The sequence below is a fragment of the Micromonospora sp. CA-111912 genome (genome assembly GCF_050948415.1).
Classification (GTDB): Bacteria; Actinomycetota; Actinomycetes; order Mycobacteriales; family Micromonosporaceae; genus Micromonospora.
In genome coordinates, this window is the sequence record NZ_CP192007.1 from 6857077 (window position 1) to 6882215 (window position 25139).

The window sequence follows — 25139 nt, forward strand, 5'->3', positions numbered from 1 at the left end:
GCGTCAACCGGCCGTGACCAGGACCTTGTCCTTGCCGGGCTTGTCCTTGGCGTTCTTCTTCATGGCCGCCTCGAACATCTTCCGCCAGCTCGCGACCTGGGGGTGCCGGCGCAGCAGGGCCCGGCGTTCCCGCTCGGTCATGCCACCCCACACCCCGAACTCGATCCGGTTGTCGAGCGCATCGGCCAGGCACTCGTACCGAACTGGGCAGCTCCGGCAGATCCGCTTCGCCACGTTCTGTTCAGCGCCCTGTACGAACAGCGCGTCCGGGTCCCCGTTCTGACACGCCGCCAGCGACGGCCAGTCCGTGATCATGCCCATGTGTACACGTCCCCCCTTGCAGTACCTACCGACGTCGCGCGACCAGCCGTCGAATACTCCTGCCGTCCGCCCGACCCCCCGGGCGGCCCGGACGACGCGTGGCTCGGTCACCGCCACCATCATGCTCTGTAGTCGGCTGATTACGCAACGTTGTCGGCAAAATCCACCATTACGGACACTCCCGGCTTCCCGGGCCTTCGGCCCCCGTCTACCCGGCCGGGGTACGTGAAAACGCCGCGCCGCTCCTCCGATCGGTGAAGACTCGTCGCCGGATCCACGCAACCTCGTACCAGGGTTCGTGCGTTTAGCACAACGAGGTCGGCGCGCGCAGGAAATGGGAGAAAGACGCCCCAGCGCCCCTCATTCCCTACTCGCGTACTCTGTCGAGGTGACCTGGATGCGGAAACGTGACCACAATGTGCTGACCAACGCCGCATCGCTACTCATCTGTGGCCTGCTGGCCGGCGTGGTGGTCGCGGCGGCGGCCTTCCCCGCGGTAGCGATGTCCGGGCTGGCCGCCAAGGCCGGCGCTGAGACCTTCGGAGCGCTGCCCAAGGAGTTGACGGTGGGCCTCCCGCCCCAGATCAGCTACCTGCTCGCCTCCGACCGCAAGACGCCGCTGGCCACCATGTACGACGAGAACCGGCGGAACGTGAAGCTCGCCGACATCTCGCCGTACATGCAGAAGGCGATCATCGCCGCCGAGGACCACGAGTTCTACAAGCACAACGGCGTCGACCTCAACGGCATCGCCCGCGCCTTCGTCAACAACCAGTCCGGCGCCAACTCCCAGCAGGGGGCGTCGACCCTGACGATGCAGTACGTCCGGCTGGCCATCGCGTACTCGGCCACCCACCCGGCCGACGTGGTCGCCGCGACCGAGGACACCAGCGCCCGCAAGCTCAAGGAGATGCGCTACGCCCTCCAGGTCGACAAGGAGCTCTCCAAGGACGAGATTCTGGAGCGCTACCTGAACATCGCCTCCTTCGGCAACGGCGCGTACGGCATCTACGCCGCCAGCCAGGTCTACTTCGGCAAGCCGCCGAGCAAGCTCAGGATCGACGAGGCGGCCATGCTGGCCGGCATGGTGAAGGCCCCGACCACCAACGACCCGACCACCAAGGCCGGGTACCCGCTGGCCCTCGCCCGGCGTGACTACATCATCGGGAACATGGTCGACATCGGTGCCATCACCAAGGAGGAGGGCGAGGCCGCCAAGGTCACCAAGATGGTGGTCAAGGACAAGAAGACCCCGAACGGCTGCGTCGCCACCAACAAGAAGGAGTGGGGCTTCTTCTGCGACTACTTCTACCGCTGGTGGCTGCAGCAGGAGACGTTCGGCTCGACCTCGTACGACCGGGAGCGGCGGCTCAAGAGCGGCGGCTACACCATCGTCACCAGCCTCGACGTGCAGGCGCAGAACGGCGCCGACAAGGCGGTCCGCAAGGGCCTCGGGGTCAACAGCAAGGCGGCCCGGATGGTCTCGGTGATCGAGCCAGGCACCGGGCGGGTCCGGGCGCTCTCGGTGAACCGGAACTTCAAGCTCGACGACCCGAAGAAGCCGCAAAACAAGATCAACAGCGACCCGAAGAAGGCCCAGAAGAAGATCCGGGGCAGCTACCCCAACACGGTGAACCCGCTGCTCACCGGCGGTGGCGACATCAGCGGGTATCAGGCCGGCTCGACGTTCAAGATCTTCACGATCGTCGCCGCTCTGGAGAAGGGCATCCCGCTCAGCTACACGATCAACTCGCCGAAGCAGTTCAAGTCGGAATACATCATCGACAGCGGCAGCAACGCGGCCTGCCCGGGCACGCACTTCTACTGCCCCACCAACTCGGTGGAGTCGATGGCCGGCGTGCACAACATGTGGAGCGCGTTCGGCAGCTCGGTGAACACCTTCTTCGTCCCGCTCCAGCAGCAGGTCGGCTCGGAGAACGTGATCAAGGCGGCGCAGAAGTTGGGCATCCAGTTCCGCTCGGCCGAGGACGCCAGGTTCGCCGGCAACAAGGAGGCGGCGCACCAGTGGGGTGCGTTCACCCTGGGCGTCTCGGCCACCACGCCGCTGGACCTGGCCAACGCGTACGCGACCCTGGCGGCCGACGGCAAGTACTGCGAGCCGATACCGGTGCAGGAGATCAAGGGCCCGGACGGCAAGAAGCTGGACATCGCCAACCCGCGCTGCGAGCAGCGGATCAGCACCGAGGTCGCCCGGGCCGCCGTGGACGCGGCCCGCTGCCCGGTCGGCGACCGCTCGTCGACCTCCAAGTGCGTCGGCGCGACCGCCCGCAACGTGCGCAGCACCGTCGGCAAGCCGGTGGCCGGCAAGTCCGGCACCACCGACTCGGAGAAGACCTCCTCCCTGGTCGTGATGACCAAGCAGTACGCGGTCGCCGGCATCCAGGCCGACCCGGACTGGCCGCAGACCAACCAGAAGATGGGTCACAACGTCCCGACGGGCATCAACCCCCCGGTGTACGAGACGCTGCGTGACGCCATGAAGGGCAAGAAGGGCATCGAGTTCACCCCGCCCAGCGGCAAGATCATGGAGGGTGACCAGCGCTCGATCCCCGACGTGAAGTGCCAGGACCTCGAGACCGCCAAGGACCGGCTCAAGGGCGTCGGCTTCGACGTCGTGGTCTCCTCCAGCCGGGTGCCGTCGAGCTGCGGTGCCGGCAAGGCCGCCGGCACCAGCCCGAACGGCCGCACCATCAAGGGCGGCGTGGTGACCATCGAGGTCAGCAGCGGCAGCAACAAACCGGTCACCCCACCGAACAACGACGGCACCGGTAACGCGCCCGGCCAGGGAGGCCGCCCGGGTCGTCCCGGCTGACCCCACCGGACCTGGGCCACGATGCGACGGGCGGGCATCCCTTCGGGGGTGCCCGCCCGTTCCCGTTCCGTCACTGACCATGGATTTGGATCACTGCAACCGGGACACCACCCAGCAGGGGCGCAACCACGACAGTCCCGGCCGGTGCGACCCGGACGGGCTCAGCTGTCCCGTAGCGCGTCCTGGACAGCAGGGTCTGCGGGCGAGCGGACCGCCGGCGGCCTGCGCCGCGCAGCGTCCCACGCCGCCTTCCCGCTGGCGAAGTAGTCGCGGGCCGCCTTCTCCGCGAGCAGAGTGGCAGCGCAGCCGGCACAGCGGGCGGCCACCCCGTCGACGTCGAGGCCGAGGCGCCGGCACAGCGTCACCGCCCGCGACAGGTGGTAGGACTGCGTCACGATCAGCGCCCGGGTGACCCCGTACACCTCACGCGCCCGGGCACAGCTGTCGTAGGTGTCCAGGCCGGACGGGTCACCCACGACGCGCCGCGGATCGACGCCGAGCTCCGTCAGGTACGACGTCATCACCGCCGGCTCGTCGCCGGACGCGCCGCCGCCGTCCCCGGACACGAGGATCACCCGGGCCCGCCCGCCGCGCACGAGCGCGGCGGCGGTCTCCAGGCGGCCGGCGAGCCGTTCCGCCGGTCTGCGGCGGTCCGCCGCCACCTCGGTCCCCAGGACGATGACGACGTCCGCGGCCGGCGCATCGGCCTCGCCGTACACGTGACCGTGCGCGGCAATCTTCGTCCACAGCCAGGGGGCGCTGACGAGAAGCAGTACGACGACGCCTGCGGCGGCCAGGCGCGTCAGGCGTCGCCGTCCCCCGAGCAGACGACGCGCCCGGCCGATCCGCGCGGCCGGGGGCGCCACGTCAGAGGCCGAGCTGGCGGCGCACCTCGGCGGCCACCCGGCCCCCCTCGGCCCGGCCCGCCACCGAAGCTTGGGCCGCCTTCATGGCCTGGCCCATCTGGGCCTTGCCGCTGAACCCGCCTGCGGCGAGCGCCCCCGCGACCAGCTCGGCCAACTCCTCGTCGGAGAGCTGCTTCGGCAGGTAGCGCTCCAGCACGTCGCCCTCGGCGATCTCCTTCGCGGACTGCTCGGCGCGGCCCGCGTCGCCGAAGGCTGTGGCGGCCTCGCGCCGCTTCTTCGCCTCCTTGGTCAGCACCGCGAGCACCTCGTCGTCGGTGAGCTCGCGCTTGACCTTGCCGGCGACCTCGGCGGTGCCGACGGCGGCCAGGGCCATCCGCAGGGTGGAGGTGGTCAACTCGTCGCGTGCCTTGAGTGCGGCGCGCATGTCGGCGGTGAGGCGGTCCTTCAGCGTGCTCATGAACGGTGAAACTACCCTGGTTGGCATGCGAAAGCGCACACTATTCCGGTTCGCCCTCGGGACCGCCGCCGCCGGAGCGGCAACCCTGGCGTACGCGTCACTCGTCGAGCGCAACATGTTCACCCTGCGTCGGTTCGATGTCCCGGTGCTGCCGGCCGACGCCGAGCCGCTGCGGGTCCTGCACCTGTCGGACCTGCACATGATGCCGGAGCAGCGACGCAAGCAGGAATGGGTGGCGTCGCTCGCGGCGCTGGACCCGGACCTGGTCGTGGTCACCGGGGACAACATGGCCGACCCGGGCGCGGTGCCCGGCGTGCTGCGGGCCCTGCACCCGCTGCTGGACCTGCCCGGCGCGTTCGTCTTCGGCTCGAACGACTACACCGGGCCGGTGTTGAAGAACCCGTTCAGCTACCTCCTTCCCGACCGGGAGTACACCGAGGGCGTCGAGCTGCCGTACGAGGAGTTGCGTCACGTCTTCACCGGGGCCGGCTGGGCGGACCTGAACAACGCCCGGACGACGGTCAAGGCGGGCGGCCGGCTGATCGAGCTGGTCGGGGTCGACGACCCGCACGTCGCGCGGGACGACTACCCCGCCGTCGCCGGCCCGGTCTCCGCCTCGGCGGACTTGTCGATCGCCCTGGCCCACTCCCCCGAGCCGGCCGTGCTCGACCGGATGGCCGCAGACGGCTTCGGCCTGCTGCTCGCCGGCCACACCCACGGGGGCCAGGTCTGCGTGCCCGGCTACGGGGCGCTGGTGACCAACTGCGGGCTGCCCCGGTCGATGGCGAAGGGCCTGCACCGCTGGCCCGGCTCCGACTCCTGGCTGCACGTCTCCGCCGGCCTGGGCACCCACCCGACCGCACCAATCCGGTTCGCCTGCCGCCCGGAGGCAAGCATCCTCACCCTGATCCCCCGCTGATCCCCCGCTGACCCACGGCCCAGCCCGGCCCGACCCGGCTCGACCGGCCCGGCCCGACCCGGCCCAGCCCGGCCCAGCCCGGTCGCCGAGCCGGGTCAGGGTCCGGGTCCGGGTGTGATCTGCGCCCCTTTGGAGCTGCCCCGCGTGCGCTACCGCCGGCCGGTCCGGGCACCGCCTCGGGCTGTCCGGCGGGCGGTCAGGCAGGGGTTCGCCGGGCGCATCCGCTGCCCTGCGCGGCGGGCCGACGAGGGTACGAGGCTGGTTGGCGCGCCCTTGGAGCTGAGTCGCCTGCGACATCGGCTCCGGTCAGCCCAGGGCCCGGCGGGGTGCCGGGCTGCGGACGGGGTACCGAGTTTGACCACCGGACGGGGTGGGCTACTATTTGTCCGCACGCCTCGGGGTGTGGCGCAGCTTGGTAGCGCGCTTCGTTCGGGACGAAGAGGTCGTCGGTTCGAATCCGGCCACCCCGACAGAGGTCAGAGGGCACATCCGATCGATGGATGTGCCCTCTCGTGTTTCCGTACAGCAGTCGAGTACAGCAGCGGCCTATCGCAGGCTCTCGCCGAGGCGCTTGAGGGCGTCGCGGGTGGCGTCCGAGGACGCCTGGGAGTAGATCTCCATCGTGACCGAGACCTCGGCGTGCCGGAGCACCTGCATGATGACGCGCGGGTGGACGTCCAGGTCGACGAGCAGGGTCACGCAGGTACGCCGGGCGTCGTGCACGGTGATCTTCCGGACGCCGGCTCGGGCGCAGCGGGCGTCCCAGGAGCGGTTGAAGTTGCGCGGCCACACGGGCGTTCCGTAGCGGGTGGTGAACAGCAGCCGGGAGCCCTGCCAGGCGATGCCCGCCTGATCGCGGTCGTTCTTCCTCGCACTCTGGCGGAGGTTGAGTGCCGCCGTGCAGATGTCCGGCAGCGGAAGCGTGGCGTCCGAGGTCGGCGTCTTGGTCTCGCGGTGCAGCAGTTGGCCGCCGACCCGTGTGATGCCGGGACGGGTGGGGTGCCTGGTCGTCGGCATCCGGCGAGTTGCCGCAGGCAATCCCCACCCGTCGAGGTGTGCGAATCCGGGCCATCGTGGACGGCAGACAGGCCGTGCTGGGCCGCTCAGCGGATTCCGGGGGAACCGGCACGGTGGCCGGTGCGATCGAGAGCCGGCGGGACGTGGCCCGCACCAGCGGCAGGAAGGCAGCGACGGGATCGGACGGTTGCTCGACAGCGCAGCTTCACTGAAGCTCGCAGCCACGGAGCGTCAAGGGGCCACGTAGCTTTCCGAAGCTCGATCGCCGGTCACCGGAAAGTCATATTCGGCGCGGTGCGGCTCCCTCCTGCGGTAGAGGTCGCGCAGCAGGGAAATCTCGGCACCGTGATGGATCAGCTCCCTGTTGACGTGCAGGATTCTGTTCGCCATGGGAAACCGTTCGGGACCCAACGTGGGCGGATTCTCCAGGTCAGCGTCCGAGAGGTCGCGGACCCCCGCGTTCCATTTCCCATACATTTCATCGAGCTGTTTCAGCGCCTCGTCAGCGGTCCCCGCGTAGGCGAATGTCTCGGAGTCGACGTCCTGGCCGCCGAAGTACCATCCGACCCGATAGCCCAGGCACGAGACGATAATGTGCGCCAGCCGCCAGGCAATTGTGGTCACTGGCGCCGGATCGGGGCCAGGGAACACGTAGTCCATCGTCCATTCCCGCAAACCTTCCGACATCGTTGCGGCCGACGTGCCACGTGGACGGATACTCCAGCAGCCGCGCACCGGCTCCCAGAAGTACTCCTCGTCGGTAAGACCCTCCAGCCGTGGCCGCAGGTTCTTGCGCCAGTACCAGTCCAACTGCTCCGAGAGCTGCTCGCTGCTTGTCACTTCTGCACACTACATACGACGGAGACCCTGACTGCGACCCTCGCGGACGCCAGGCCATTGTCTGCCGCGTGCCCGGTCCGTGCCCGATGCAGGGGGCAAGATGGGTCAACGGCGGCGCGGTCTGCAGCCGCGTGTGCCCGCCCCGTGCCGGACCGAGGCGTTCGTGGCCACCCAGCGTGTAGATCAACACGATTCCCAAGCTGCCATTTCGGCCGAAGTCTCTGCATGCTGACAGCCCGGATTGACGCCCGCTACTGGAGCGATACGCTGTGTGACTGTCGTCAGGGTTCGTTCAACTTGGAGGGAGGCCGCTGGTGGGTTGGGGACAGTGGTTGATCTTGGGGGCGGTGATCCTTCTCGTCGGGTGGGGCGTCACCTTTTGGGTCATCGAACGTCAGGCAGGCACTCACAAGGCGCGCTACTCGGATGGCTGCGCCAAGCCCTTCGCCGAGAAGGCATTCCGCGCCGATGGGTCTCGCAAGAACATCCTGCCGCGACCCGGGGACGGAGAGGTCGACGATCTAGAGCACCTTCTCGAACATCGAAGGGACCATGGGTGACTAACTGAGTGACGATCGGGGTGTACCTGGCCGCACGGCTGTGGACGGCTGTGGACGCAAGTGCCGGCATGCAACGCGGAGCCTGGCAGGTTGATGCATCCTGATCGTTTGCCTGGGGGTCAAGGAGTCAGGGCCTGGCTTGCCGTCGGGCGCGCGGTCGTTTGGATGGCAGCCGCTGGCTGTCCTTAGGATCGGATTATGCCCGTGCCGATAGATGAGCTGATCGCTTACAGCGAGGGACGCTTGGACGACAGGGACGTTAGCCGTTTCCTGAGGGCCTACGAGCGCGATTGCGGCAAGCTGAGCTGGGTTGGCGAGAAGGCGGAAGCGTTCGACGAGGTCGACCGGGATGGCGCGCGCCAGATCGGGCTTACACACGCGTTTCTAGCGCCGGGACCATGGGTGACGCCTGCAGTGGAACGGCAATTCTTTGCCGAGGTCCGGTGGCTGATGTCCTGGCTGGAGGAGATCTCAGGCAAGCTTGGACTGGTGTTTGCGCTTCGCTATCACGACCGTGATCTCGGTTGGATACGCAGGGGCGTCACCGACAACGCGATCAGCGAAGGGCTGATCGCCGTTTGGGAGCGCGACTTGGAGCGCCTGGAACGCGACTCCCCGAGGCGCTGAGTAAGGCCCTCGGCTCGTGCGGTCAGGGCTGGTATCGACGATCGCGGGCAGTCACCCCACACCCGTGAGGTGGCTGTCGACAGCAACGGTGACAGCAACGAAGCGGGAGGAGGACAGCCGCCGACAGCCGTGCGCGGACAGTGGCCCGAGGTCGCAGATGCGGATGGACCCTGCCAGACGAAGCGCCCAGAACTTACAAGCGAGGGTTGAGAACGGTATTCGCTGAGGTCGGAGACACCTTGTGTATGCATGGCACTACGTACTGTGATCTGGTTGGGGTGTACCGTCCGATGTGGTGGCTGGTCGCCTAGAGGCCGGCAGGACGCCAGCTAGCCCTCTACCTGGGAGCATCGCTGATGCCTCGTCGCGCCATACCTGTTGACCCGTCGATCGGTGACCGCATCCGGGCTCGTCGTGGGCTGCGCGGCTGGAGCATTCGGCACGCCGCCAGCCGGGCCGGCATCTCCCACACGTCGTGGTCGCGGATCGAGCGTGGCCAGCAGCGTACCGACCGGTACATGATGGTGGACTTGGCCGCTGCCCTGGAGTGTTCGGTGGTCGACCTGACCGGACAGCCGTACACGCCTGCGGATCGGCAGCTCGACGCTGCCCGGATCGATGCGGAGCGGGTGTGGCGGATCATGATGAACACGCCGATGGCCACCCGGCGTGATGCTCCCGCCACGGTCGAGCAGGTGCGCCGGGAGGCCGGGCTCGTGCGTGGCCTGTACGGACGGTGTGACTACGCGGGTGCCCTCCGCCGGCTCGTCGACCTGGTGCCGGCGATACACAGTCTGACTGACCGGCGTGCGGCGCTGGCGGAGATGGTGCCGGTGTACGGGGTGGCGATGGGTTCCCTGCTCAACGTCAGTCATCCGGCTCATGCCTGGCTCGCGGCGGAGCGCTGTGCGGAGGCGGCCGGGCTGCTCGACGATCCCGTTGCGGCAGGGGTGGCGGCGGCGAACCGGGCTCGGGTGTCCGCCTACTCCGGGGCGTACGGGCCGGCGCGGGCGCTGTGTGACGCGGCGGGTGCCGACCTCGCGGGCAGCGGGGCGGATGACGCCTTGGACGTGCTCGGCTTCCTGCACCTGGCGCGGGCGCATCATTTCGCCGGGCTGCGTGAGCAGGCTGGTGCCGAGGATCATCTTGCCGAGGCAGCGCGGATCGCCGTGCACACCGGCGAGACGGAGAGCTGGGACCTTGCCTGGGGCCCACGGAATGTGGCTCTGTGGCGGATGGCTTTTCAACTTGACACGGGTCGCCCGGAGGCGGCGATGCAGACGGCTGCGGGTGTGGACCTGACCGGGCTGCCGGCGGTGCGGCAGGTGTACTTCTGGCTCGACCTGGGCCGGGCCGCTGAGGCTGTCGGCCGGGACCGGGAAGCGGTGCGGATGCTGCTCGCGGCGGAACGGGTCGGCCCGCAGCACGCCCGGTCGTCGACGTCGGCCCGAGAGACGGCGCGGGCGTTGCTGCGTAGGGGTGCCACCTCGCCAGAGTTACGCGGACTATGCGAGCGGATGAGCATGGTCGTGCGGTAGTCGGCCGATAGTGGTGCGTAAGCGTTCCAGCGACCGCAAGTGCTTTCCGTAGCGTTCTGATCACGGACGCGGCTGCACGAATCCGTACTGGTACGACTGCCGCCGCGCCCCTGAGCCGGCGCGGCGGTGGCGGTCCTTCCCAGAGCCCACCGCCGCGCCCTTTCTCAAAGGGGTTGCAGGTGGGCGGTACGCAGCGCGATCGGGGGCCGAGCCGGAGCGAGCAGGCCGAAGCAGAGGAGCGGGAGGCGGCGAAGCAGCGGCTTCTTGCGCAGGCCGAGGCCGATCGGATACCGGCTGAGGGGACCACTCGGGCGGTGCCGGACCGGCGGTGGCGTCGTGGACAGTGACCTGCTTCCGGTGGGTCGTCGGGTGGCGTACTGGCGGGGGCGGCGGAAGTTGTCGCAGCAGGTGTTCGCCGACCGGCTGGGTAAGTCCAAGAGCTGGGTGGACAAGGTTGAGCGTGGTGTCCGCTCCCTGGACAAGGTGTCCACGCTCCAGGACATCGCCGCCGTCCTGCGCATCGACACGGCGATTCTGCTCGGCCAGGACGCGCAACCCGCCGACGTATCGCAGCGGGCAGAGGGTGTCGAGCGGATCCGCATGGCTCTGTCGGCGTACGAGATCGCCCTCGGCCGGCAGGCGGCCCGCCGGCCTGTCCTGCCGGCCGACCGGCTGGCGGGGAAGGTCGGCCACGCGTGGATCACCTACCAGCACGCCCGCTACCCCCAGTTGATCGACTTGCTGCCGCCATTGTTAGCCGACGCCCAGCGCACCCACGCCCATGACCCTGGGGCGGGGCGGGTGCTGCTGGTGGAGGCGTGCCGGGTGGCGGCTGCGCTGTTGTTGAAGCTCGGCGAGGACGATCTGGCGTGGTTGGCCGTCGACCGGGCGATGGCTGCCGCCACCGGACATCCGCTGCTGGTGGCCACCACGGCGGTGCAGCTCGGTCAGGTGCTTCGGGCCTCGGGCCGGGCGTCAGCGGCGAAGTCGGCGACGCTGACCGCCGCGTACCGGATCGCCCCACCCGACCCAGACGAAGGCCCACCACCGGTGCTGTCGCTGTGCGGGACGCTCCTGGTCCAAGCGGCCATGTCGGCGGCACGGTACGGCGACGACCAGGCCGCCGCCGACCTGATCGACGAGGCTGCCGGCATGGCCGTCCGGGTGGGTGAGGGCCGCGACCACCACCGGACCGGCTTCGGGCCGACAGTGGTCGACCTGGCCCGGGTCACCGCCGCTCTCGACTTGGGCGACGCACACGCCGCGATCGTCTGGCACGAACAGACCGCCACGGGCGACGGCTGGCGGTGGCTGTCCGCCGAACACCGGGCCGCGCACCTGATCGAGGCCGCCCGCGCCTACCTTCACGCCGACGACCCCACCAACGCCGGACTAACCCTGATCGACGCCGACCGCACCGCACCTGCAGAAATCCGCCACCGCCCCGCCGCCCGGCAGGTGCTCGCCCAGGTGGCCCGCGACCGGCGCGCCCCGGTAACGGTGATCGAGCTCGCCATCACGCTTGGGATCACCTGAGCATGACCGCGCCGTTCATGTCCCTGGCGCAGATCCGCAACCGGCTGATCCTCACGGCCCGCGCGATCCTCCGCGACCACCGTCCCGGACCCGATGGCTGCTGCCCGATTTGCCGGACACTGGACTGCCCGGTAGCGACCTCCGCCCGCAACGTCCTCCACACCGCCGAGGAAGTACAGCAGCGAAGTACAGCAACCCAGCCGGCCACACCCGACCGTGACGAGCCGCAGCAGGCCGAATGACCTCGAACGACACCCGATCCGACCGGCTCGCCGAGAGTTCGCGGACGAAGAGGTCGTCGGTTCGAATCCGGCCACCCCGACAGAGGTCAGAGGGCACATCCGATTGATGGATGTGCCCTCTAGTGCTTCCTGAGTGACTAACTGAGTGACTACCGGTCCGGGGTCAGCGCAAAGATGCGATCCATGGCGACCGCTCCGCTCAGCAGTACCGGCCGCAGTTGGTGCCGGTAGACCTTCTCCGTGACCGTGGTGCCGGAGTGCCCGCACAGGTCGGCAAGGTCCTCCAGACTCACGCCGCTACTCGACAGCACCGAGACGAAGCTGTGCCGCAGCTCCCGGGGCGTCCAGTCGGCAGCGTTACGTCCGGCCTGGGTGGCGACCCGCCGGAACGCTCGCCGGACGTTGGCGAAGTCCAGGGCGCCACCGACCGAACTCGTGAACACTAGGTCCCCCGGCTGCCAGCCCTTCCCGGCATTCTTCCGGTCCCGATCTTGCAGCGCCCGGTGTTGCCGGAGCGCGGTCACGCACCGGAAAGGCAGGGCGAGGGTACGACGGGACTTCCTGGTCTTCGTGTCGCCACCGGCCCGAACGGAGTGCCATACCGCGATCGATGGCGGGACAGGCGGGTCGGCGTCGGGTCAGCCGTCCAGGTCGACATGCTCCCAGGTGAGCGCGCGCGCAGTTCCTCGGTCCGTACGCCGGTCAGCAGCCTGTTCGCCGCGCTCGAGGTCGCCACCGGAAAAGATCACCGCCGACGCCTGCTACGAGCGGCACCGCACCAGCGAGTTCCTCGCCTTCCTCAAACAGATCACCAAGGCGCACCCGCGAGGGAAACTGCATGTTGTGGCCGACAACTACGCCACCCACAACCACCCGAGCGTCAAAGCCTGGTTCGCCAAGAACCCACGGATCACCATGCATTTCACTCCGACCAGCGCATCCTGGATGAACATGGTCGAGATTTTCTTCGGCATCATCACCCGCCAGGCCATCCGCCGCAGCACCTTCACCAGCGTCAGCGACCTCATAACCGCGAACCGCACATTCATCGACGCCTACAACCAGCGCTGCGAATCGTTCCGCTGGAGCAAAACCGCCGACCATATCCTCAGCAAAGCCAGCCGTCGAAGAACTCAGATATACGAAGCTAAAAGGCAACCACGTACTGGATGAAACCGCGGTTTTCGGCGACCTGGTCGTACAGCCGCCGGGCCGTGTGGTTGTCCTGCTTTGTATTCCAGTACAGCCGATCACAGCCTTGCTGGCGAGCCCACGCCTCGGTGGCCCTGATTAGCGCCCGGGCAACTCCCTTGCCACGCGCGTCGACAGCTGTGAACAGGTCTTGCAGATAACACACGTCGGGCGAGGTCGTGCTGGCGTGGACCAAGAAGTGGGCAATACCGACCAGCCGACCATCCAGCCGCGCCCCAAGCGCGTGCACTCGGTCACCGCGCCGGAATTCCTGCCAGGCATTGTCATACCGCTCCGCGGGCCACGTGCGTCCATAGAAGGCGTTGTAGCCGCAAAACAGCTGCTCCCACACCGGACGGTCATCTGACTGGAGCGTGGTGACGCTGATCATCGGTCCCCCTCATCCAGGGAACAGGGGCGTGATCCCGTCAGCTCGTGAGCTCGTGGCCGCTCCGCGCATCATCGTCCGGGACGCAGCACCACCTGTGTGGCAACCGGACCGTACAGTGCCCCACGTTTAGCGTCAAAACATTTCAGGCACACGACACTAGCCTTTAGGCCCTCGGCCTCGCCGAGATCGTCGACGGCGGAGTCAAGGTGGATCTGCTGCGGCACGAGTTTGTCGGGCCAGGTCGATGCCCGGTAGTCGTCGACCCGTTGCAGGCCGATGAAGAGTCCGCCTCGCCGATCAGTCCGACGAAGTCGTCACCGGACTTGGCGTGGATGTCGGGCCCCGCCTTTCCGGCCCGGCGCTTCACGCCGGGCCGCCGCCGCCACCCGGTCGCGCCGCCGAGAGGTGGCCGGTGACGGCCGGCAGCCGCGACAGGTTCCGGGCCACCGCCGGCAGTTTCTGGCCCACCCGCCCCGTCTGACGGTGCCGCCATGGCTGGCGGGCCGGCGACCTGACGGGTCAGTACGCGTACGTGACCGAGATGGTGACGTTGGAGCAGGAGTTGGCCAGGCTGGTCAGGGCGTTCTTCTCGGCCGTGTCGACGGTGAGCCGCCAGCGGGTCTTGGTGGCCACCCACTCCTTGACGTAGCGGCACCGGGCGGAGCTGTACGACGGCATCCAGGTGGCTGGGTCCTGATCGCCCTTGGACTGGTTGACGTTGTCGGTCACGGCGATCAGCGGGCGGGAGTCGCCCAGGTCGTTGGCGTACGCCTGGCGGCGGCTGGTGGACCAGTTGCGGGCACCGGAGTCCCAGGCCTCGGCGAGCGGGACCATGTGGTCGATGTCGACGTCGCCGGTGGCCGTCCAGTAGGCGTTGTCGTAGTAGGAGTACCAGCGCCCGCCGGAGAGGGTGCACGTGCCGGTGATCGTCGGCGCGGAGACCGCCTCGGCGAGCAGCACCTCGTTGCGGGTGTTGCAGCGGTCGCCGTCGGCGTCGATCCAGTGCGGGAAGAGGTCCCGGCTGTAGCCGGTGCGTACCTCGGTGGCCACGGGCAGGGCCGCGACCGCGGTCCGCAGTGGGGCGGAGTAGCTGGCGGCCCAGGCGGGGTTGGCCAGTCCGACGGTGGCGGCGAGAGTGGCGGCGGAGGTGGTCGCGGCCACGCGAAGCGTACGGTTCATGGTGCTCCGTCCGGATCGGGAAGCTATCGTCCGTCATTTATATAGACAGGCATGGCATTCCCACAACCAGGACTCCCAGGCGAACGTTCCGCGGACCCGCCGTGTGGCATCGCCCCGACCGGGACCGGTCACCTGGTCAGAGGTCGATCACCCAGTGCCGGGTACGGAAGACCCGGCCCCGGAACGGCGTCTCGCGCTCACCGAGGAGAACGAACCCGAGCGACCGGCAGATGCCGTTCGAGGGACCGTTGCCGACCTCGGGGAAGGCGTGCACCCGCGACCAGCGCCCGTCCTCGCGGGCCTCGTCGAGCAGCAGCCGGACCGCCCGCTTGGCCACTCCCCGCCCCTGGTGCTCCGGCAGCACCATCCAGCCGATCTCGCCGCCGGGCTCGCCGTCGATCTCGTGCCGGTGGAGGGTCACCGTGCCGGCCACCGTCGACGGGTCGGCCGGGTCGGGCACGATCATCCTGATCAGCCCGACGCCCCGCGCCATGAGGTCGATGTCGTGCCGGAGTTGGCCCGGCACGGACTCCGGCGGCATCGGCCCGCCGAGGTCGGCCATCATCACCGGATCGCAGCGCATCCGGCGGTACGCCTCGGCGTCCCCCTCGTGGACGTCGCGGAGCAGCACGGGTCCTCCCGCAGGGCGGTTCGGCCGGTACCCCGACGGTAGTGGATCGGAAGAGACAGGGCAGGGCCCCCGGCTCCGGCTCAGTCGTGCAGCTCCGTGCGCCGAATCTCGGCGAACGCGGCGGTCAGCCAGCCGTCGAGCGGCCGGTCGGTCCCGGTCAGCAGGTCGGCGAGCAGCAGCGGGGCGTGCCGGGCCAGCGCGGCCGGGTCGGGCGGGGTGGCGTCGTCGTCCGGGTCGTACACGCCGAGGGCGCCGGCCAGCAGCACCAGCACCACGTGCGGGTCGACGTCCGGCCGCCAGCTCGCCGCGCCCCGCACGCAGGCCTCCAGCACCTGCCGGATGTCGTCGCCGTCCAGCCCGTCGGGGTGGGTCTGCTCCAGCAGCAGCCGGACCACCGCGCCCAGCACCAGGCCGGACCGGTCCGCCCCCGCGAGCCGGTCGACCGCCTCGTCGTACGCCTCCCGGTCGCGGGCCCGGGCCGCGTCCACGGCTTCGGTGGCCGCCACGGCGATCTCGCGGGCCGGTGCGGGCAGGTGTCGCCAGGTCGTCGTCATCCCAACCAGGATCGCAGACCAGCCAGCGGGCGTCGTGCACCCGGTCCGGCGGGAGCCCCGGCCGCCGCCGGCACCGCCGGTTGTGGGCCGCACGTCAGCCTGCAGGGCGGGTGCCCCCGGAGCGGCTCGCCTCCGAGCTGCGCCGCAGCCTGCTCGGCTGAGACGACGGTACGGCGGTCGGCCCCCCCCTCACGAGAGCCGACCGCCGCACCGACCGGACGGGTCCGGCCCCCGCGGTCAGCAGTTGGTGTAGCTGCCGCTACTCCCCCACGAGCAGGAGTCGATCAGGGTGCCGGCGGAGTTGCGTACGTACGCGGTGTCCCCGGTGTTGTTCCAGATGTACGCACCCGACCCCCAGTAGCGGTCGGTCGAGGTGTTTGTGCCCTTGCCGGTGTGGAGGTAAACACTGGCGCCGGCGGCGAGCCGAAAGTCGCTGGTGAACTTGTAGACGTGACTCGACTTGTCGCGCAGGGTCCAGGACTTCAGGTTGACGGTCGAGGACAGGCGGTTGGTCAGCTTCACGTACTCGGCGTTGAGGCTGCTGTTCGACCGGTTGTCGGTGCCCGGCGAGTTGTAGTACGCCTTCGTGATCTGGAGGGCCGGGGTGGCGGCCTGCGCGGGCCCGGCCACTGCGAGCGAGCCACCGAAGGCGACGGCGACAGCCATGGCGATACCGGTCAACCTCTTCTTCAACACGATCCCCCACCTGTTGACGGCCGGCCTCTGGCGGTGCCGGCGTGGAACGTGCACGAGGCTACCGACTCGTCCGACCACTGTGGACTGTGCGAAGCCCCGCACCGCCAACTACCGGCCGCGGGTCGACCGATCGCGGCCGAATGGCGTCCCCGGCCGGCGCGAACGGCGCCCGGGCCCGACGCGAACGGCGCCGCGCGTCACCCGTCGAGTGCCCCGGCGACCAACGACTCGACGGCGGCAAGCTCCCACCGGCCGGTCACCCCGGGCCGGTCCGCCAGGTAGCCGGCGATCCGCGGCGCGTCCCAGCCGTGCGCCTCGCGTAGCCCTCCGGCGAGCATCGCGAGGTACACCGGCGCGGGCGCGTTCCACTCGACGTCCGCCGCCCGCCCCGGTGCCGTGAAGGTCAGCATCGGCACGCCGTCCCGGACGCCGGTGCGAACCAGCGTCTCGTACCGGCCGGGGCCGAGGGTCGCCCGCCCCCGCGCGACTGCGACCTCGATCAGGTCGAGGTCGGCGCCGGGTTCCCGGTACATCTCCTGCGCGGCGAGGTCGGCGAACTGCTCCGTGGTGAGCAGCCATGCCCGGGCCGCGGCCACCCCGGGCAGCTCCGGGTCGTAGAAGGCCATCCCGCCGGTCCAGGCCCGGGACTCCCCGGCGAAGTAGATCCCGCCGGGCACCAGCACCGCCGCCGACCGGCGCGGCGGCCGACAGTCCCGGCAGCCGGGGTACGTCCGCAGCCCGCCCGGAGGGCGGCCCCCGCCCAGGTACCAGTTCAGCCGGTCGGCGTGCATGTTGGACCCGTATGCGACGTACCAGAGCAGGGCGTCCACGGCCGTCAGCACGCCCCGGTCGGGTGGATGTCGCTGATCTGGGCGATGAGCATCGGGTCCTCCACGTCGACCGGAGGGTCCAGGCTAACGCCGGCCGCCCTAATCCACAGGCTCCGTCCACACCCTGTGGATAGCACATGTGTACGACGGAATTGATCTTGAAAGACCACCCCTGAGCTGCGGTGAGTACGCTTGATCGGACAGCCACCCCTCCCCTGTCTGGAACCACGTGCGCGTAGATCACCACCGGCTCGTCCGGGACGTCACGGTCCGCCTGCCGATGGCGTCGACCGCCGTCGAGGCGTGCCGGTGGACCGTCACCGTGCTCGCCCGGTACGCGCCGGCCACCATCTCCGTCCTGCTCCCCGGGCCGGACCGGCTCCGCTGCGTCGCGGCAACCGGGGCCTGGCAGGTCTTCTCGACCGTCCCGCCGGAGGCCGGCATCGTCGGCCGGGTGTACGCCTCCGGCATCGGCGCCACCGTCCCCGACGTCGCCGCCGCCCCCGACTCCCTCCCGGCCCGCCCCGACGTGACCGCCGAGATCTGCGTGCCGGTACTCGACCCGGCGGGCCGCCCGGTCGGAGTGCTCGACCTCCAGTGGAGCGGGCCGGTCGAGCTGGCCTCGTGGCGGCAGACCGCCGAGCGCGTCGCCGGCCGGCTCGGTGCCCGGATCACGGCGCTGGGCGGCCCGCCAGCGGAGAGCCGGAGCGAGAAGCTGCTGCGGCACGCCGCCGCGCTGACCACAGCCCCCACCGAGTGGGACCTGATGACCGCGGCGATCTGCGCGGCCCGGGAGGTCTCCACCCTCTCCGCGGCGGTGCTGCTGCTGGCCGGCGAGGCCGGCACCCGGCTGGGCGCTCCCACCGGCGCGACCGGCGAGCTGGAGTCCCGCGTCCGGGCCGAGCTGACCGAGGTGGGCGCCCCGGCGCTGCACGGCATGATCGCCCGGGCCCACCGGCACGGCTCCGGCTACACCCTCGGGGAGACGGGGCACCCGCCCACGGCGGAGTACCGCCCGCTCGCCGACGCCGGAGTGCGCACCCTGGTGGCGGTGCCGGTCGGTTCCCCGGACTCCGGCGGGGTGCTGCTGGTCGCCGATGAGCGGCTGTTGCGGCCCGACCCGACCACCGTCAACCTGATGGAGTTGCTCGCCGGGCAGGCGTGGACCTGCCTGGACCGGCTACGCACGCTGGCCCGGCTGCGCGAGCAGGCCAGCTCCGACCCGCTCACCGGGCTGCGGCACACCGGGCCGTTCGGGCAGCGGATCGCTCGTGCCACGCCGGGGCGTACGGCCCTGCTGGCGATCGACGTGGACGGTTTCAAGGCGGTCAACGACACGTACGGTCACCAGGCCGGCGACCGGTTGCTGGTCGGGCTGGCCCGGGCGCTGGAGGCGGCGCTGCGCCAGGGCGACGAGTTGTACCGGATCGGCGGGGACGAGTTCGTCGCGGTGATCGAGGTGAGCCGCCCCGAGGAGGCGGCCCGGATCGCCGAGCGGCTGGCCGAGGCCGCCCGGGGCACCGGTTGCACGATCAGCGTCGGCGTCGCCCTGTCCCACCCCGGCGAGTCGCCCGAGCAGACCCTCCGCCGCGCCGACCAGGCCCTCTACGCGGTCAAGCGCCAGGGCCGCGACGCCGTCCACCTGGCCACCACCTGACCCCACTCCCCTGCCCCCGCACGCTCGGACAATGCGTGGCCATCCGCCGCGTCAAAGGCGCTCTTTCTCTGCAAAGTGCGGGGGCGGGAGGGGTCAGGGGCGGGGGGTCAGTTCCTTGGCCAGGAGTTCGGCGATCTGGGCTGTGTTCAGGGCGGCACCCTTGCGGAGGTTGTCGCCGGTGACGAAGAGGTCGAGGGCACGCGGGTCGTCGACGGCGCGGCGGATGCGGCCGACCCAGGACGGGTCGGTGCCGACGGCGTCGATCGGCATCGGGAACTCCCCGGTGGCCGGGTCGTCGACCAGGATCACGCTGGGGGCGTTGCGTAGCACCTCGCGGGCGCCCTCGGCGTCCACCTCGGTCGCGAAGACGGCGTGCACGGCCACCGAGTGCCCGGTCACCACCGGCACCCGGACGCAGGTCGCGGAGACCTTCAGGTCGGGCAGCCCGAGGATCTTGCGCGACTCGTTGCGCATCTTCAGCTCCTCGGACGACCAGCCGTCGTCGGCGAGCGAGCCGGCCCAGGGCACCACGTTGAGCGCCACCGGGGCCGGGAACGGCCCCATCTCGTCGCCGACGGCCTGCCGCACGTCGCCCGGCCGGGAGCCGAGCGCCCGGTCCCCGGCGATCTTGGCGAGCTGGAGGTGCAGGGCGTCCACCCCGGCCCGCCCCGCCCCGGAGACCGCCTGGTACGAGGCGAGCACCAGCTCGCGCAGGCCGTACTCGCGGTGCAGCGGGGCGATCGCGACGATCATGGCGAGGGTGGTGCAGTTGGCGTTGGCGATGATGCCCTTCGGCCGGTTACGCACCTGCTCGGGGTTGATCTCGGGGACCACCAGCGGGACGTCCCGATCCATCCGGAACGCCCCGGAGTTGTCCACCGCCACCGCGCCACGGCTGACCGCGACCGGCGCCCACTGCGCGGAGACGTCGTCCGGCACGTCGAACATCGCCACGTCGACGCCGTCGAACGCCTCCGGGGTGAGCGCGCCGACGGTCGACTCCTCGCCCCGGCAGCGCACCTGCCGCCCCACCGACCGCTCGGAGGCGAGCAGCCGGATCTCGCCCCAGACGTTGCGCCGGGACGACAGCAGCTCGCACATCACGGTTCCTACGGCACCTGTCGCCCCGACCACGGCAAGGGTGGGCAGCGACGGCATCGCCGCTACCGCCCGGTCCCCGCGTACACGACGGCCTCGGAGTCGCCGCCCAGCTCGAAGGCGTCGTGGATGGCCCGGACCGCCTTGTCGAGGTCGGTGTCCCGGCAGACCACGGAGACCCGGATCTCGGAGGTGGAGATCATCTCGATGTTGACCCCGGCGGTGCCGAGGGCGGCGAAGAAGCCGGCCGCCACACCCGGGTGCGACCGCATCCCCGCGCCGACCAGCGAGATCTTGCCGACGTGGTCGTCGTAGAGCAGGCCCTTGAACTTGACCGGCTCCTGGATCTTGCTGAGCGCGGCCATGGCGGTCGGGCCGTCGGTCTTCGGCAGGGTGAACGAGATGTCCGTGCGGCCGGTGCCCTCGGTGGAGACGTTCTGCACGATCATGTCGATGTTGATCTCGGCACCGGCGACGGTGTCGAAGATCCGCGCGGCGGCGCCCGGCTCGTCCGGGACCCCGACGATGGTGATCTTCGCCTCGCTGCGGTCGTGGGCGACCCCGGTGATCAGTGCCTGTTCCACGGGAAGGTCCTCCATCGATCCGGTGACCATGGTGCCGGTGTTGGTCGAGTATGACGAACGGACGTGGATCGGCAACCCCGCGCGCCGGGCGTACTCGACGCTGCGCAGGTGCAGCACCTTGGCGCCGCAGGCGGCCAGCTCCAACATCTCCTCGTAGGTGATGTCCCGGATGTGCCGGGCGTTGGGCACGATCCGCGGGTCGGCGGTGAACACGCCGTCGACGTCGGTGTAGATCTCGCACACGTCGGCGTGCAGCGCGGCGGCCAGCGCCACCGCCGTGGTGTCCGAGCCGCCCCGGCCGAGCGTGGTGACGTCCTTGGTGTCCTGCGAGACGCCCTGGAAGCCGGCCACGATGACGACCGCGCCCTCGTCGAGCGCGCCCTTGAGCCGCCCCGGCGTGACGTCGATGATCCGCGCCCGGCCGTGCACCGAGGTGGTGATCACGCCGGCCTGCGAGCCGGTGAACGAGCGGGCCTCGTACCCCAGGTTGTGGATGGCCATGGCGAGCAGCGCCATGGAGATCCGCTCCCCGGCGGTGAGCAGCATGTCCAGCTCACGACCCGGCGGCAGCGGGCTGACCTGGTTGGCCAGGTCGAGCAGCTCGTCGGTGGTATCACCCATCGCGGAGACGACCACGACGACGTCGTCGCCGGCCTTGCGGGTGGCGACGATCCGCTCGGCCACCCGCTTGATCCGCTCGGCGTTCCCGACGGAGGACCCGCCGTACTTCTGCACCACGAGTGCCACGACGGCGCACTCCCTCCCAGCAGTCCCTGAGCGTGCCGACGCCGCCGGGAAACCGGTCGGCGGCGCGTGTCAGACCACATCAGGGTATCCGGCGCCCCACACGGCCGGGTCGGGTGATCCCACCATCCGGCCGGCGCGGGCCGGCCCGGCCGCCGTCCCACCAGGTCGGCAGGGGGTACGCGACACGCCGGCCGACCGGCGTCGCAGGGGTCCCCGGGCGGGGGTGGCACACCGCAGAATGACCCGGTGCATGCCCACCTCCGCGTGGCCCGGCGCCTGATCGGCGTCCTCACGCTCACCCTGCCGGCCCTGCTCGCCGCCTGCGTCGGCGACCCGCCCGCCGCGACGACCTCGCCGCCGTCGAGCGACCCAGCGCCCGCCGCCATCGACTCCGCCCGTGAGGAGTTGGCCGCCCTGGCCGCCGCGGCCCAGGACCGGCACTTCACCGCCCGGTACACCCTCACCGGCGACGGCCCCGACCGCACGATCACGGTGACCAGCGCGAACGACGGCACCTGGCGGGTCGACGTCCCGGGTGGGGCGCTGGGCGGAACTGCGGACGTCTCGTTCGCCGGCACCACCGACGGGCTCTTCCAGTGCGGCCTGCCGTCGGCCTCCCGCCCCGAGCCGGCGAGCTGCGTACGCCTCGGCGACCCGGACGACGCCGTCCCGAGCCGGCTGGATCCCCGGGTGCAGCACCCGTTCACCGACTGGCTGGAGGTGCTCACCGACCGGTTGGCCCCGCTGGCGGTCTCCCCGGCCCGGCCGCCGGCGGGGGCGACCGGGGCCTGCTACTCGGTCGACTCGACCTCGGCCTCGCTGAACCCCCCGCTGGACGTCGGGATCTACTGCTACGCCCCGGACGGCACGCCGACCGCCGTGCGGACCGTGACCGGCACCCTCGTCCTGGCCGGTCCGGCCGCACCGGCCCCGGCGACCGTGCAGCTCGCCGGGCCGGTGACCGACGGTGAGCCGCTCGGTGTCGCGGCACCGAACGTGGACGAGCCGACGCCCCGGTCCACGGGAACGCCCTGACCCCGCGTCCCGTTACGGGTGGTTCTGACCACATTCTTCCACCCCCGACCCCTGGGCAAAATGCCCGATACAGGACGCTTGCCCCATGGCCGACCTAACCCCGCTGCTCGCCTTCCGCTGGAGCCCTCGGGCATTCGACCCGACCGCCGCGCTGCCCTCCGCCGAGGCGGACTCGCTGCTGGAGGCGGCCCGCTGGGCGCCCTCCGCCGGCAACCGCCAGCCGTGGCGGTTCGCCCTCGGGCACCGCGACGACGAGACGTACAAGCGGATCCTGGTCAACCTGCCGGCGGCCGAGCAGCGGTGGGCCCGGCACGCCGCCGCCCTGCTGCTCGGCGCCCACCTGACGGCCGACCCGGCCGTCGCCGCAGCCCCGGGGTGCCCCGCCGCCGGGCCGGCCCCGTCGGCCGGGGGCGGCGGCGGTCGTGGGCCGGCGGCGCCCGGTCCCGCCGGCCGAGCCGCGTACGACCTGGGGCAGGCGGTGGCGCACCTCACCGTGCAGGCCACCGCGCTCGGGCTGTACGTGCGTCAGCTGGCCGCCTTCGACGCCGCCGGGCTCGCCGCCGACCTGGACCTGCCGGCCGGGATCCGCCCCCTGGTGGTGGTGGCGGTCGGCCGGCTCGGTGACCCGTTCAGCCTGCCCGAGGAGCTGCGTCGGCAGGAGACCGGCCTGCGCCGCCGCCGCCCGCTGGCCGAGCTGCTGCTGCGCTGACCGGCCCTGACCCGGCCGGGCCCTGATCCGGTCGGCGCTGATCGGCCGGCGGCTGCGACGTCGATCTCAAACTCCGGACCGACCTTTCCACCCCTCACCTCATCACGTAGGGTCACTCTGTCATGTGGCAGGCGCACCTTCTCCTTGGTCGCCGCGACGAGGCCTGACCGGCCGGCACCTCGTCGCGGAGTCGAACCGCGCCGTCCAGCACATTCGAGCTTTCTCATCGGCGCCTCGCGCCGACCCGGCATCGTCGCCGACCTTCCGATTGCTGACGCCACATGTTCAGGGGAGCACTCCGTCATGGCTCAACCCACCGGCACCACCGACGCTGACACCGATCCGATCGCCCAGCAGCGTCCCAGCCGGATGCCGTACCACCGGTACCAGCCGTACCAGCAGCAGTTCCGGATCGACCTGCCGGACCGCGCCTGGCCGACCCGGCACGTCGAGGCGGCGCCCCGCTGGTGCGCCGTCGACCTGCGCGACGGCAACCAGGCGCTGATCGACCCGATGTCCCCGGAGCGCAAGCGCCGGATGTTCCAGCTCCTGGTGCAGATGGGCTACAAGGAGATCGAGGTCGGCTTCCCGTCGGCCAGCCAGACCGACTTCGACTTCGTGCGGCAGCTCATCGAGCAGGACCTGATCCCCGACGACGTGACCATCCAGGTGCTCACCCAGTGTCGGGAGCACCTGATCGAGCGGACCTTCGAGTCGCTGCGCGGCGCGAAGCGGGCGATCGTGCACTTCTACAACTCGACCTCCACCCTTCAGCGTCGGGTGGTCTTCGGGCTGGACCGGGACGGCATCACCGACATCGCCACCACCGGCGCGCGGCTCTGCCAGAAGTACGCGGAGATCCACACCCCGGACACGGACATCTACTACGAGTACTCTCCGGAGTCGTACACGGGCACCGAGCTGGAGTACGCGCTGGAGGTCTGCTCGGCGGTGATCGACGCGATCGACCCGACGCCGGACCGGAAGCTGATCATCAACCTGCCGGCGACCGTCGAGATGGCCACCCCGAACGTGTACGCCGACTCGATCGAGTGGATGCACCGGCGCCTGCCCCGGCGGGACAGCCTGGTGCTGAGCCTGCACCCGCACAACGACCGGGGCACCGGCGTGGCCGCCGCCGAGCTGGGCCTGCTGGCCGGCGCCGACCGGATCGAGGGCTGCCTGTTCGGCAACGGCGAGCGCACCGGCAACGTCGACCTGGTGACGCTGGGGCTCAACCTGTTCTCCCAGGGCATCGACCCGATGATCGACTTCTCGAACATCGACGAGGTCAAGCGGGCCGTGGAGTACTGCAACCAGCTCCCGGTGCACGAGCGCCACCCGTACGCGGGCGACCTGGTCTACACCGCGTTCTCCGGCTCCCACCAGGACGCGATCAAGAAGGGCTTCGACGCCCTGCACGCCGACGCGGCGACGGCCGGTGTGCCGGTCGACCAGCACACCTGGGCCGTGCCGTACCTGCCGATCGACCCAAAGGACCTGGGCCGCACCTACGAGGCGGTCATCCGGGTCAACTCGCAGTCCGGCAAGGGCGGCGTCGCGTACATCATGAAGAGCGAACACCAGCTCGACCTGCCGCGCCGGCTCCAGATCGAGTTCTCCGGCGTGGTCCAGCAGGTCACCGACCACGACGGCGGCGAGGTCGGCCCGGGCACCATGTGGGAGATCTTCGCGGGCCACTACCTGATCGACCACCAGCCCGATCCGGCCGTCACCCTGGCCGGCTACGCCATCGGCACCGCCGACGGCAAGGTCGAGATCGAGGCCCGGGTGGGCGTCGGCGGTGAGGTCCGGTCGCTGGCCGCCGTCGGCAACGGCCCGATCGACGCGTACGTCAACGCGCTCGGATCGGTGGGCGTGGCGGTACGGGTGCTCGACTACCACGAGCACGCCCTCTCCTCCGGCGGGGACGCGCAGGCCGCCGCGTACGTCGAGTGCGAGGTCGACGGCCGCACCGTGTGGGGCGTCGGGGTGGACGCGAACATCGTCACCGCCTCCGTGAAGGCGGTCACCAGCGCCGTCAACCGCGCCCGCGCCTGAGGTCGCCCGGCGGCGTCCGG

The 25139-nt window shown here is 70.6% G+C and carries 23 protein-coding genes, 1 tRNA gene and 3 pseudogenes; 13 read left to right on the forward strand and 14 right to left on the reverse strand.

Annotated features, from left to right (window positions below; genetic code table 11):
* Nucleotides 1-3: 3 nt before the first annotated feature.
* A complete protein-coding gene (locus tag ACQPZO_RS29275) occupies nucleotides 4-321 on the reverse strand; it encodes a WhiB family transcriptional regulator (RefSeq protein WP_350881258.1) in 318 nt (105 codons plus the stop codon).
* 397 nt (nucleotides 322-718) lie between these two features.
* On the opposite strand from ACQPZO_RS29275, the gene ACQPZO_RS29280 reads away from it, so the two are divergent.
* Entirely contained in the window at nucleotides 719-3154 is a 2436-nt protein-coding gene (locus ACQPZO_RS29280) for a transglycosylase domain-containing protein (protein ID WP_433345291.1), read from the forward strand.
* A 161-nt stretch (nucleotides 3155-3315) separates the two neighbouring features.
* On the opposite strand, the gene ACQPZO_RS29285 is transcribed toward ACQPZO_RS29280, so the two are convergent.
* Entirely contained in the window at nucleotides 3316-4020 is a 705-nt protein-coding gene (locus ACQPZO_RS29285) for a SanA/YdcF family protein (protein WP_433345293.1), read from the reverse strand.
* Between the two features lies 1 nt (nucleotide 4021).
* Nucleotides 4022-4477: a GatB/YqeY domain-containing protein gene (locus tag ACQPZO_RS29290; protein ID WP_433345295.1), complete on the reverse strand. Its 456-nt coding sequence runs from the start codon at nucleotides 4475-4477 to the stop codon at nucleotides 4022-4024.
* A gap of 25 nt (nucleotides 4478-4502) precedes the next feature.
* Here ACQPZO_RS29290 and ACQPZO_RS29295 point away from each other — a divergent pair, with 25 nt between their 5' ends.
* Nucleotides 4503-5396 (forward strand): metallophosphoesterase, encoded by an 894-nt coding sequence (locus tag ACQPZO_RS29295; RefSeq protein ID WP_433345297.1) that lies wholly within the window; start codon nucleotides 4503-4505, stop codon nucleotides 5394-5396.
* Nucleotides 5397-5792: 396 nt separating this feature from the next.
* A tRNA-Pro gene (locus tag ACQPZO_RS29300) sits at nucleotides 5793-5866 on the forward strand.
* A gap of 76 nt (nucleotides 5867-5942) precedes the next feature.
* On the opposite strand, the pseudogene ACQPZO_RS29305 reads toward ACQPZO_RS29300, so the two are convergent.
* Together ACQPZO_RS29305 and ACQPZO_RS29310 are read right to left on the reverse strand one after the other, a co-directional pair.
* Nucleotides 5943-6380, reverse strand: a pseudogene (locus ACQPZO_RS29305) (tyrosine-type recombinase/integrase); the annotation flags it as partial.
* Between the two features lie 264 nt (nucleotides 6381-6644).
* Entirely contained in the window at nucleotides 6645-7253 is a 609-nt protein-coding gene (locus ACQPZO_RS29310) for a DinB family protein (protein ID WP_433345299.1), read from the reverse strand.
* A gap of 347 nt (nucleotides 7254-7600) precedes the next feature.
* On the opposite strand from ACQPZO_RS29310, the gene ACQPZO_RS29315 reads away from it, so the two are divergent.
* The 5 genes from ACQPZO_RS29315 (at nucleotide 7601) to ACQPZO_RS29335 (ending at nucleotide 11756) form a co-directional block, all read left to right on the forward strand.
* On the forward strand, nucleotides 7601-7813 hold the full coding sequence (locus ACQPZO_RS29315) for a hypothetical protein (RefSeq protein ID WP_433345301.1): 213 nt from the start codon (nucleotides 7601-7603) through the stop codon (nucleotides 7811-7813).
* 198 nt (nucleotides 7814-8011) lie between these two features.
* Nucleotides 8012-8440: a hypothetical protein gene (locus tag ACQPZO_RS29320; RefSeq protein ID WP_433345303.1), complete on the forward strand. Its 429-nt coding sequence runs from the start codon at nucleotides 8012-8014 to the stop codon at nucleotides 8438-8440.
* Between the two features lie 389 nt (nucleotides 8441-8829).
* Nucleotides 8830-9978 (forward strand): helix-turn-helix domain-containing protein, encoded by a 1149-nt coding sequence (locus ACQPZO_RS29325; protein WP_433351328.1) that lies wholly within the window; start codon nucleotides 8830-8832, stop codon nucleotides 9976-9978.
* Nucleotides 9979-10314: 336 nt separating this feature from the next.
* Nucleotides 10315-11514 (forward strand): helix-turn-helix domain-containing protein, encoded by a 1200-nt coding sequence (locus tag ACQPZO_RS29330; RefSeq protein WP_433345305.1) that lies wholly within the window; start codon nucleotides 10315-10317, stop codon nucleotides 11512-11514.
* Between the two features lie 2 nt (nucleotides 11515-11516).
* Nucleotides 11517-11756 (forward strand): hypothetical protein, encoded by a 240-nt coding sequence (locus tag ACQPZO_RS29335; RefSeq protein WP_433345307.1) that lies wholly within the window; start codon nucleotides 11517-11519, stop codon nucleotides 11754-11756.
* A 149-nt stretch (nucleotides 11757-11905) separates the two neighbouring features.
* Here ACQPZO_RS29335 and ACQPZO_RS29340 read toward each other — a convergent pair.
* Nucleotides 11906-12465: pseudogene (locus ACQPZO_RS29340) on the reverse strand (tyrosine-type recombinase/integrase); the annotation flags it as partial.
* On the opposite strand from ACQPZO_RS29340, the pseudogene ACQPZO_RS29345 reads away from it, so the two are divergent.
* Nucleotides 12464-12929, forward strand: a pseudogene (locus ACQPZO_RS29345) (transposase); the annotation flags it as partial. The pseudogenes ACQPZO_RS29340 and ACQPZO_RS29345 sit on opposite strands and share 2 nt — an antisense overlap.
* Here the strand turns inward: ACQPZO_RS29345 and ACQPZO_RS29350 are convergent.
* The 6 genes from ACQPZO_RS29350 to ACQPZO_RS29375 form a co-directional block, all read right to left on the reverse strand.
* Nucleotides 12904-13338 (reverse strand): GNAT family N-acetyltransferase, encoded by a 435-nt coding sequence (locus tag ACQPZO_RS29350; RefSeq protein WP_433345309.1) that lies wholly within the window; start codon nucleotides 13336-13338, stop codon nucleotides 12904-12906. The pseudogene ACQPZO_RS29345 and the gene ACQPZO_RS29350 overlap by 26 nt on opposite strands.
* 519 nt (nucleotides 13339-13857) lie before the next feature.
* Complete coding sequence (locus tag ACQPZO_RS29355; RefSeq protein WP_433345311.1) at nucleotides 13858-14517, reverse strand: HNH endonuclease family protein; 660 nt, start codon at nucleotides 14515-14517, stop codon at nucleotides 13858-13860.
* Nucleotides 14518-14653: 136 nt separating this feature from the next.
* Nucleotides 14654-15148 carry a GNAT family N-acetyltransferase gene (locus tag ACQPZO_RS29360; protein WP_433345313.1) on the reverse strand — a complete coding sequence of 165 codons (495 nt, stop codon included), beginning with the start codon at nucleotides 15146-15148 and terminating at the stop codon, nucleotides 14654-14656.
* Nucleotides 15149-15228: 80 nt separating this feature from the next.
* Nucleotides 15229-15702: a hypothetical protein gene (locus ACQPZO_RS29365; protein WP_433345316.1), complete on the reverse strand. Its 474-nt coding sequence runs from the start codon at nucleotides 15700-15702 to the stop codon at nucleotides 15229-15231.
* 237 nt (nucleotides 15703-15939) lie between these two features.
* Entirely contained in the window at nucleotides 15940-16398 is a 459-nt protein-coding gene (locus ACQPZO_RS29370; protein WP_433345319.1) for a lamin tail domain-containing protein, read from the reverse strand.
* A 197-nt stretch (nucleotides 16399-16595) separates the two neighbouring features.
* Nucleotides 16596-17240 carry a histone deacetylase gene (locus ACQPZO_RS29375; protein WP_433345321.1) on the reverse strand — a complete coding sequence of 215 codons (645 nt, stop codon included), beginning with the start codon at nucleotides 17238-17240 and terminating at the stop codon, nucleotides 16596-16598.
* A gap of 268 nt (nucleotides 17241-17508) precedes the next feature.
* Between ACQPZO_RS29375 and ACQPZO_RS29380 the strand changes: the two genes are divergently transcribed.
* Nucleotides 17509-18885, forward strand: coding sequence for a diguanylate cyclase domain-containing protein (locus tag ACQPZO_RS29380; protein WP_433351330.1), 1377 nt, complete (start codon nucleotides 17509-17511; stop codon nucleotides 18883-18885).
* A gap of 93 nt (nucleotides 18886-18978) precedes the next feature.
* Here ACQPZO_RS29380 and ACQPZO_RS29385 read toward each other — a convergent pair whose 3' ends face one another.
* Entirely contained in the window at nucleotides 18979-20043 is a 1065-nt protein-coding gene (locus ACQPZO_RS29385; protein WP_433345323.1) for an aspartate-semialdehyde dehydrogenase, read from the reverse strand.
* A 5-nt stretch (nucleotides 20044-20048) separates the two neighbouring features.
* The gene (locus ACQPZO_RS29390; protein WP_396670674.1) at nucleotides 20049-21314 is read right to left on the reverse strand and encodes an aspartate kinase; all 1266 of its coding nucleotides are present in this window, start codon (nucleotides 21312-21314) and stop codon (nucleotides 20049-20051) included.
* A 246-nt stretch (nucleotides 21315-21560) separates the two neighbouring features.
* Here ACQPZO_RS29390 and ACQPZO_RS29395 point away from each other — a divergent pair, with 246 nt between their 5' ends.
* From ACQPZO_RS29395 to leuA, 3 genes are all read left to right on the forward strand, one after another.
* On the forward strand, nucleotides 21561-22349 hold the full coding sequence (locus ACQPZO_RS29395) for a hypothetical protein (RefSeq protein WP_433345325.1): 789 nt from the start codon (nucleotides 21561-21563) through the stop codon (nucleotides 22347-22349).
* 85 nt (nucleotides 22350-22434) lie between these two features.
* Entirely contained in the window at nucleotides 22435-23058 is a 624-nt protein-coding gene (locus tag ACQPZO_RS29400) for a nitroreductase family protein (protein WP_433345327.1), read from the forward strand.
* A gap of 303 nt (nucleotides 23059-23361) precedes the next feature.
* The gene (leuA, locus tag ACQPZO_RS29405; protein WP_433345329.1) at nucleotides 23362-25119 is read left to right on the forward strand and encodes a 2-isopropylmalate synthase; all 1758 of its coding nucleotides are present in this window, start codon (nucleotides 23362-23364) and stop codon (nucleotides 25117-25119) included.
* Nucleotides 25120-25139: the final 20 nt, after the last annotated feature.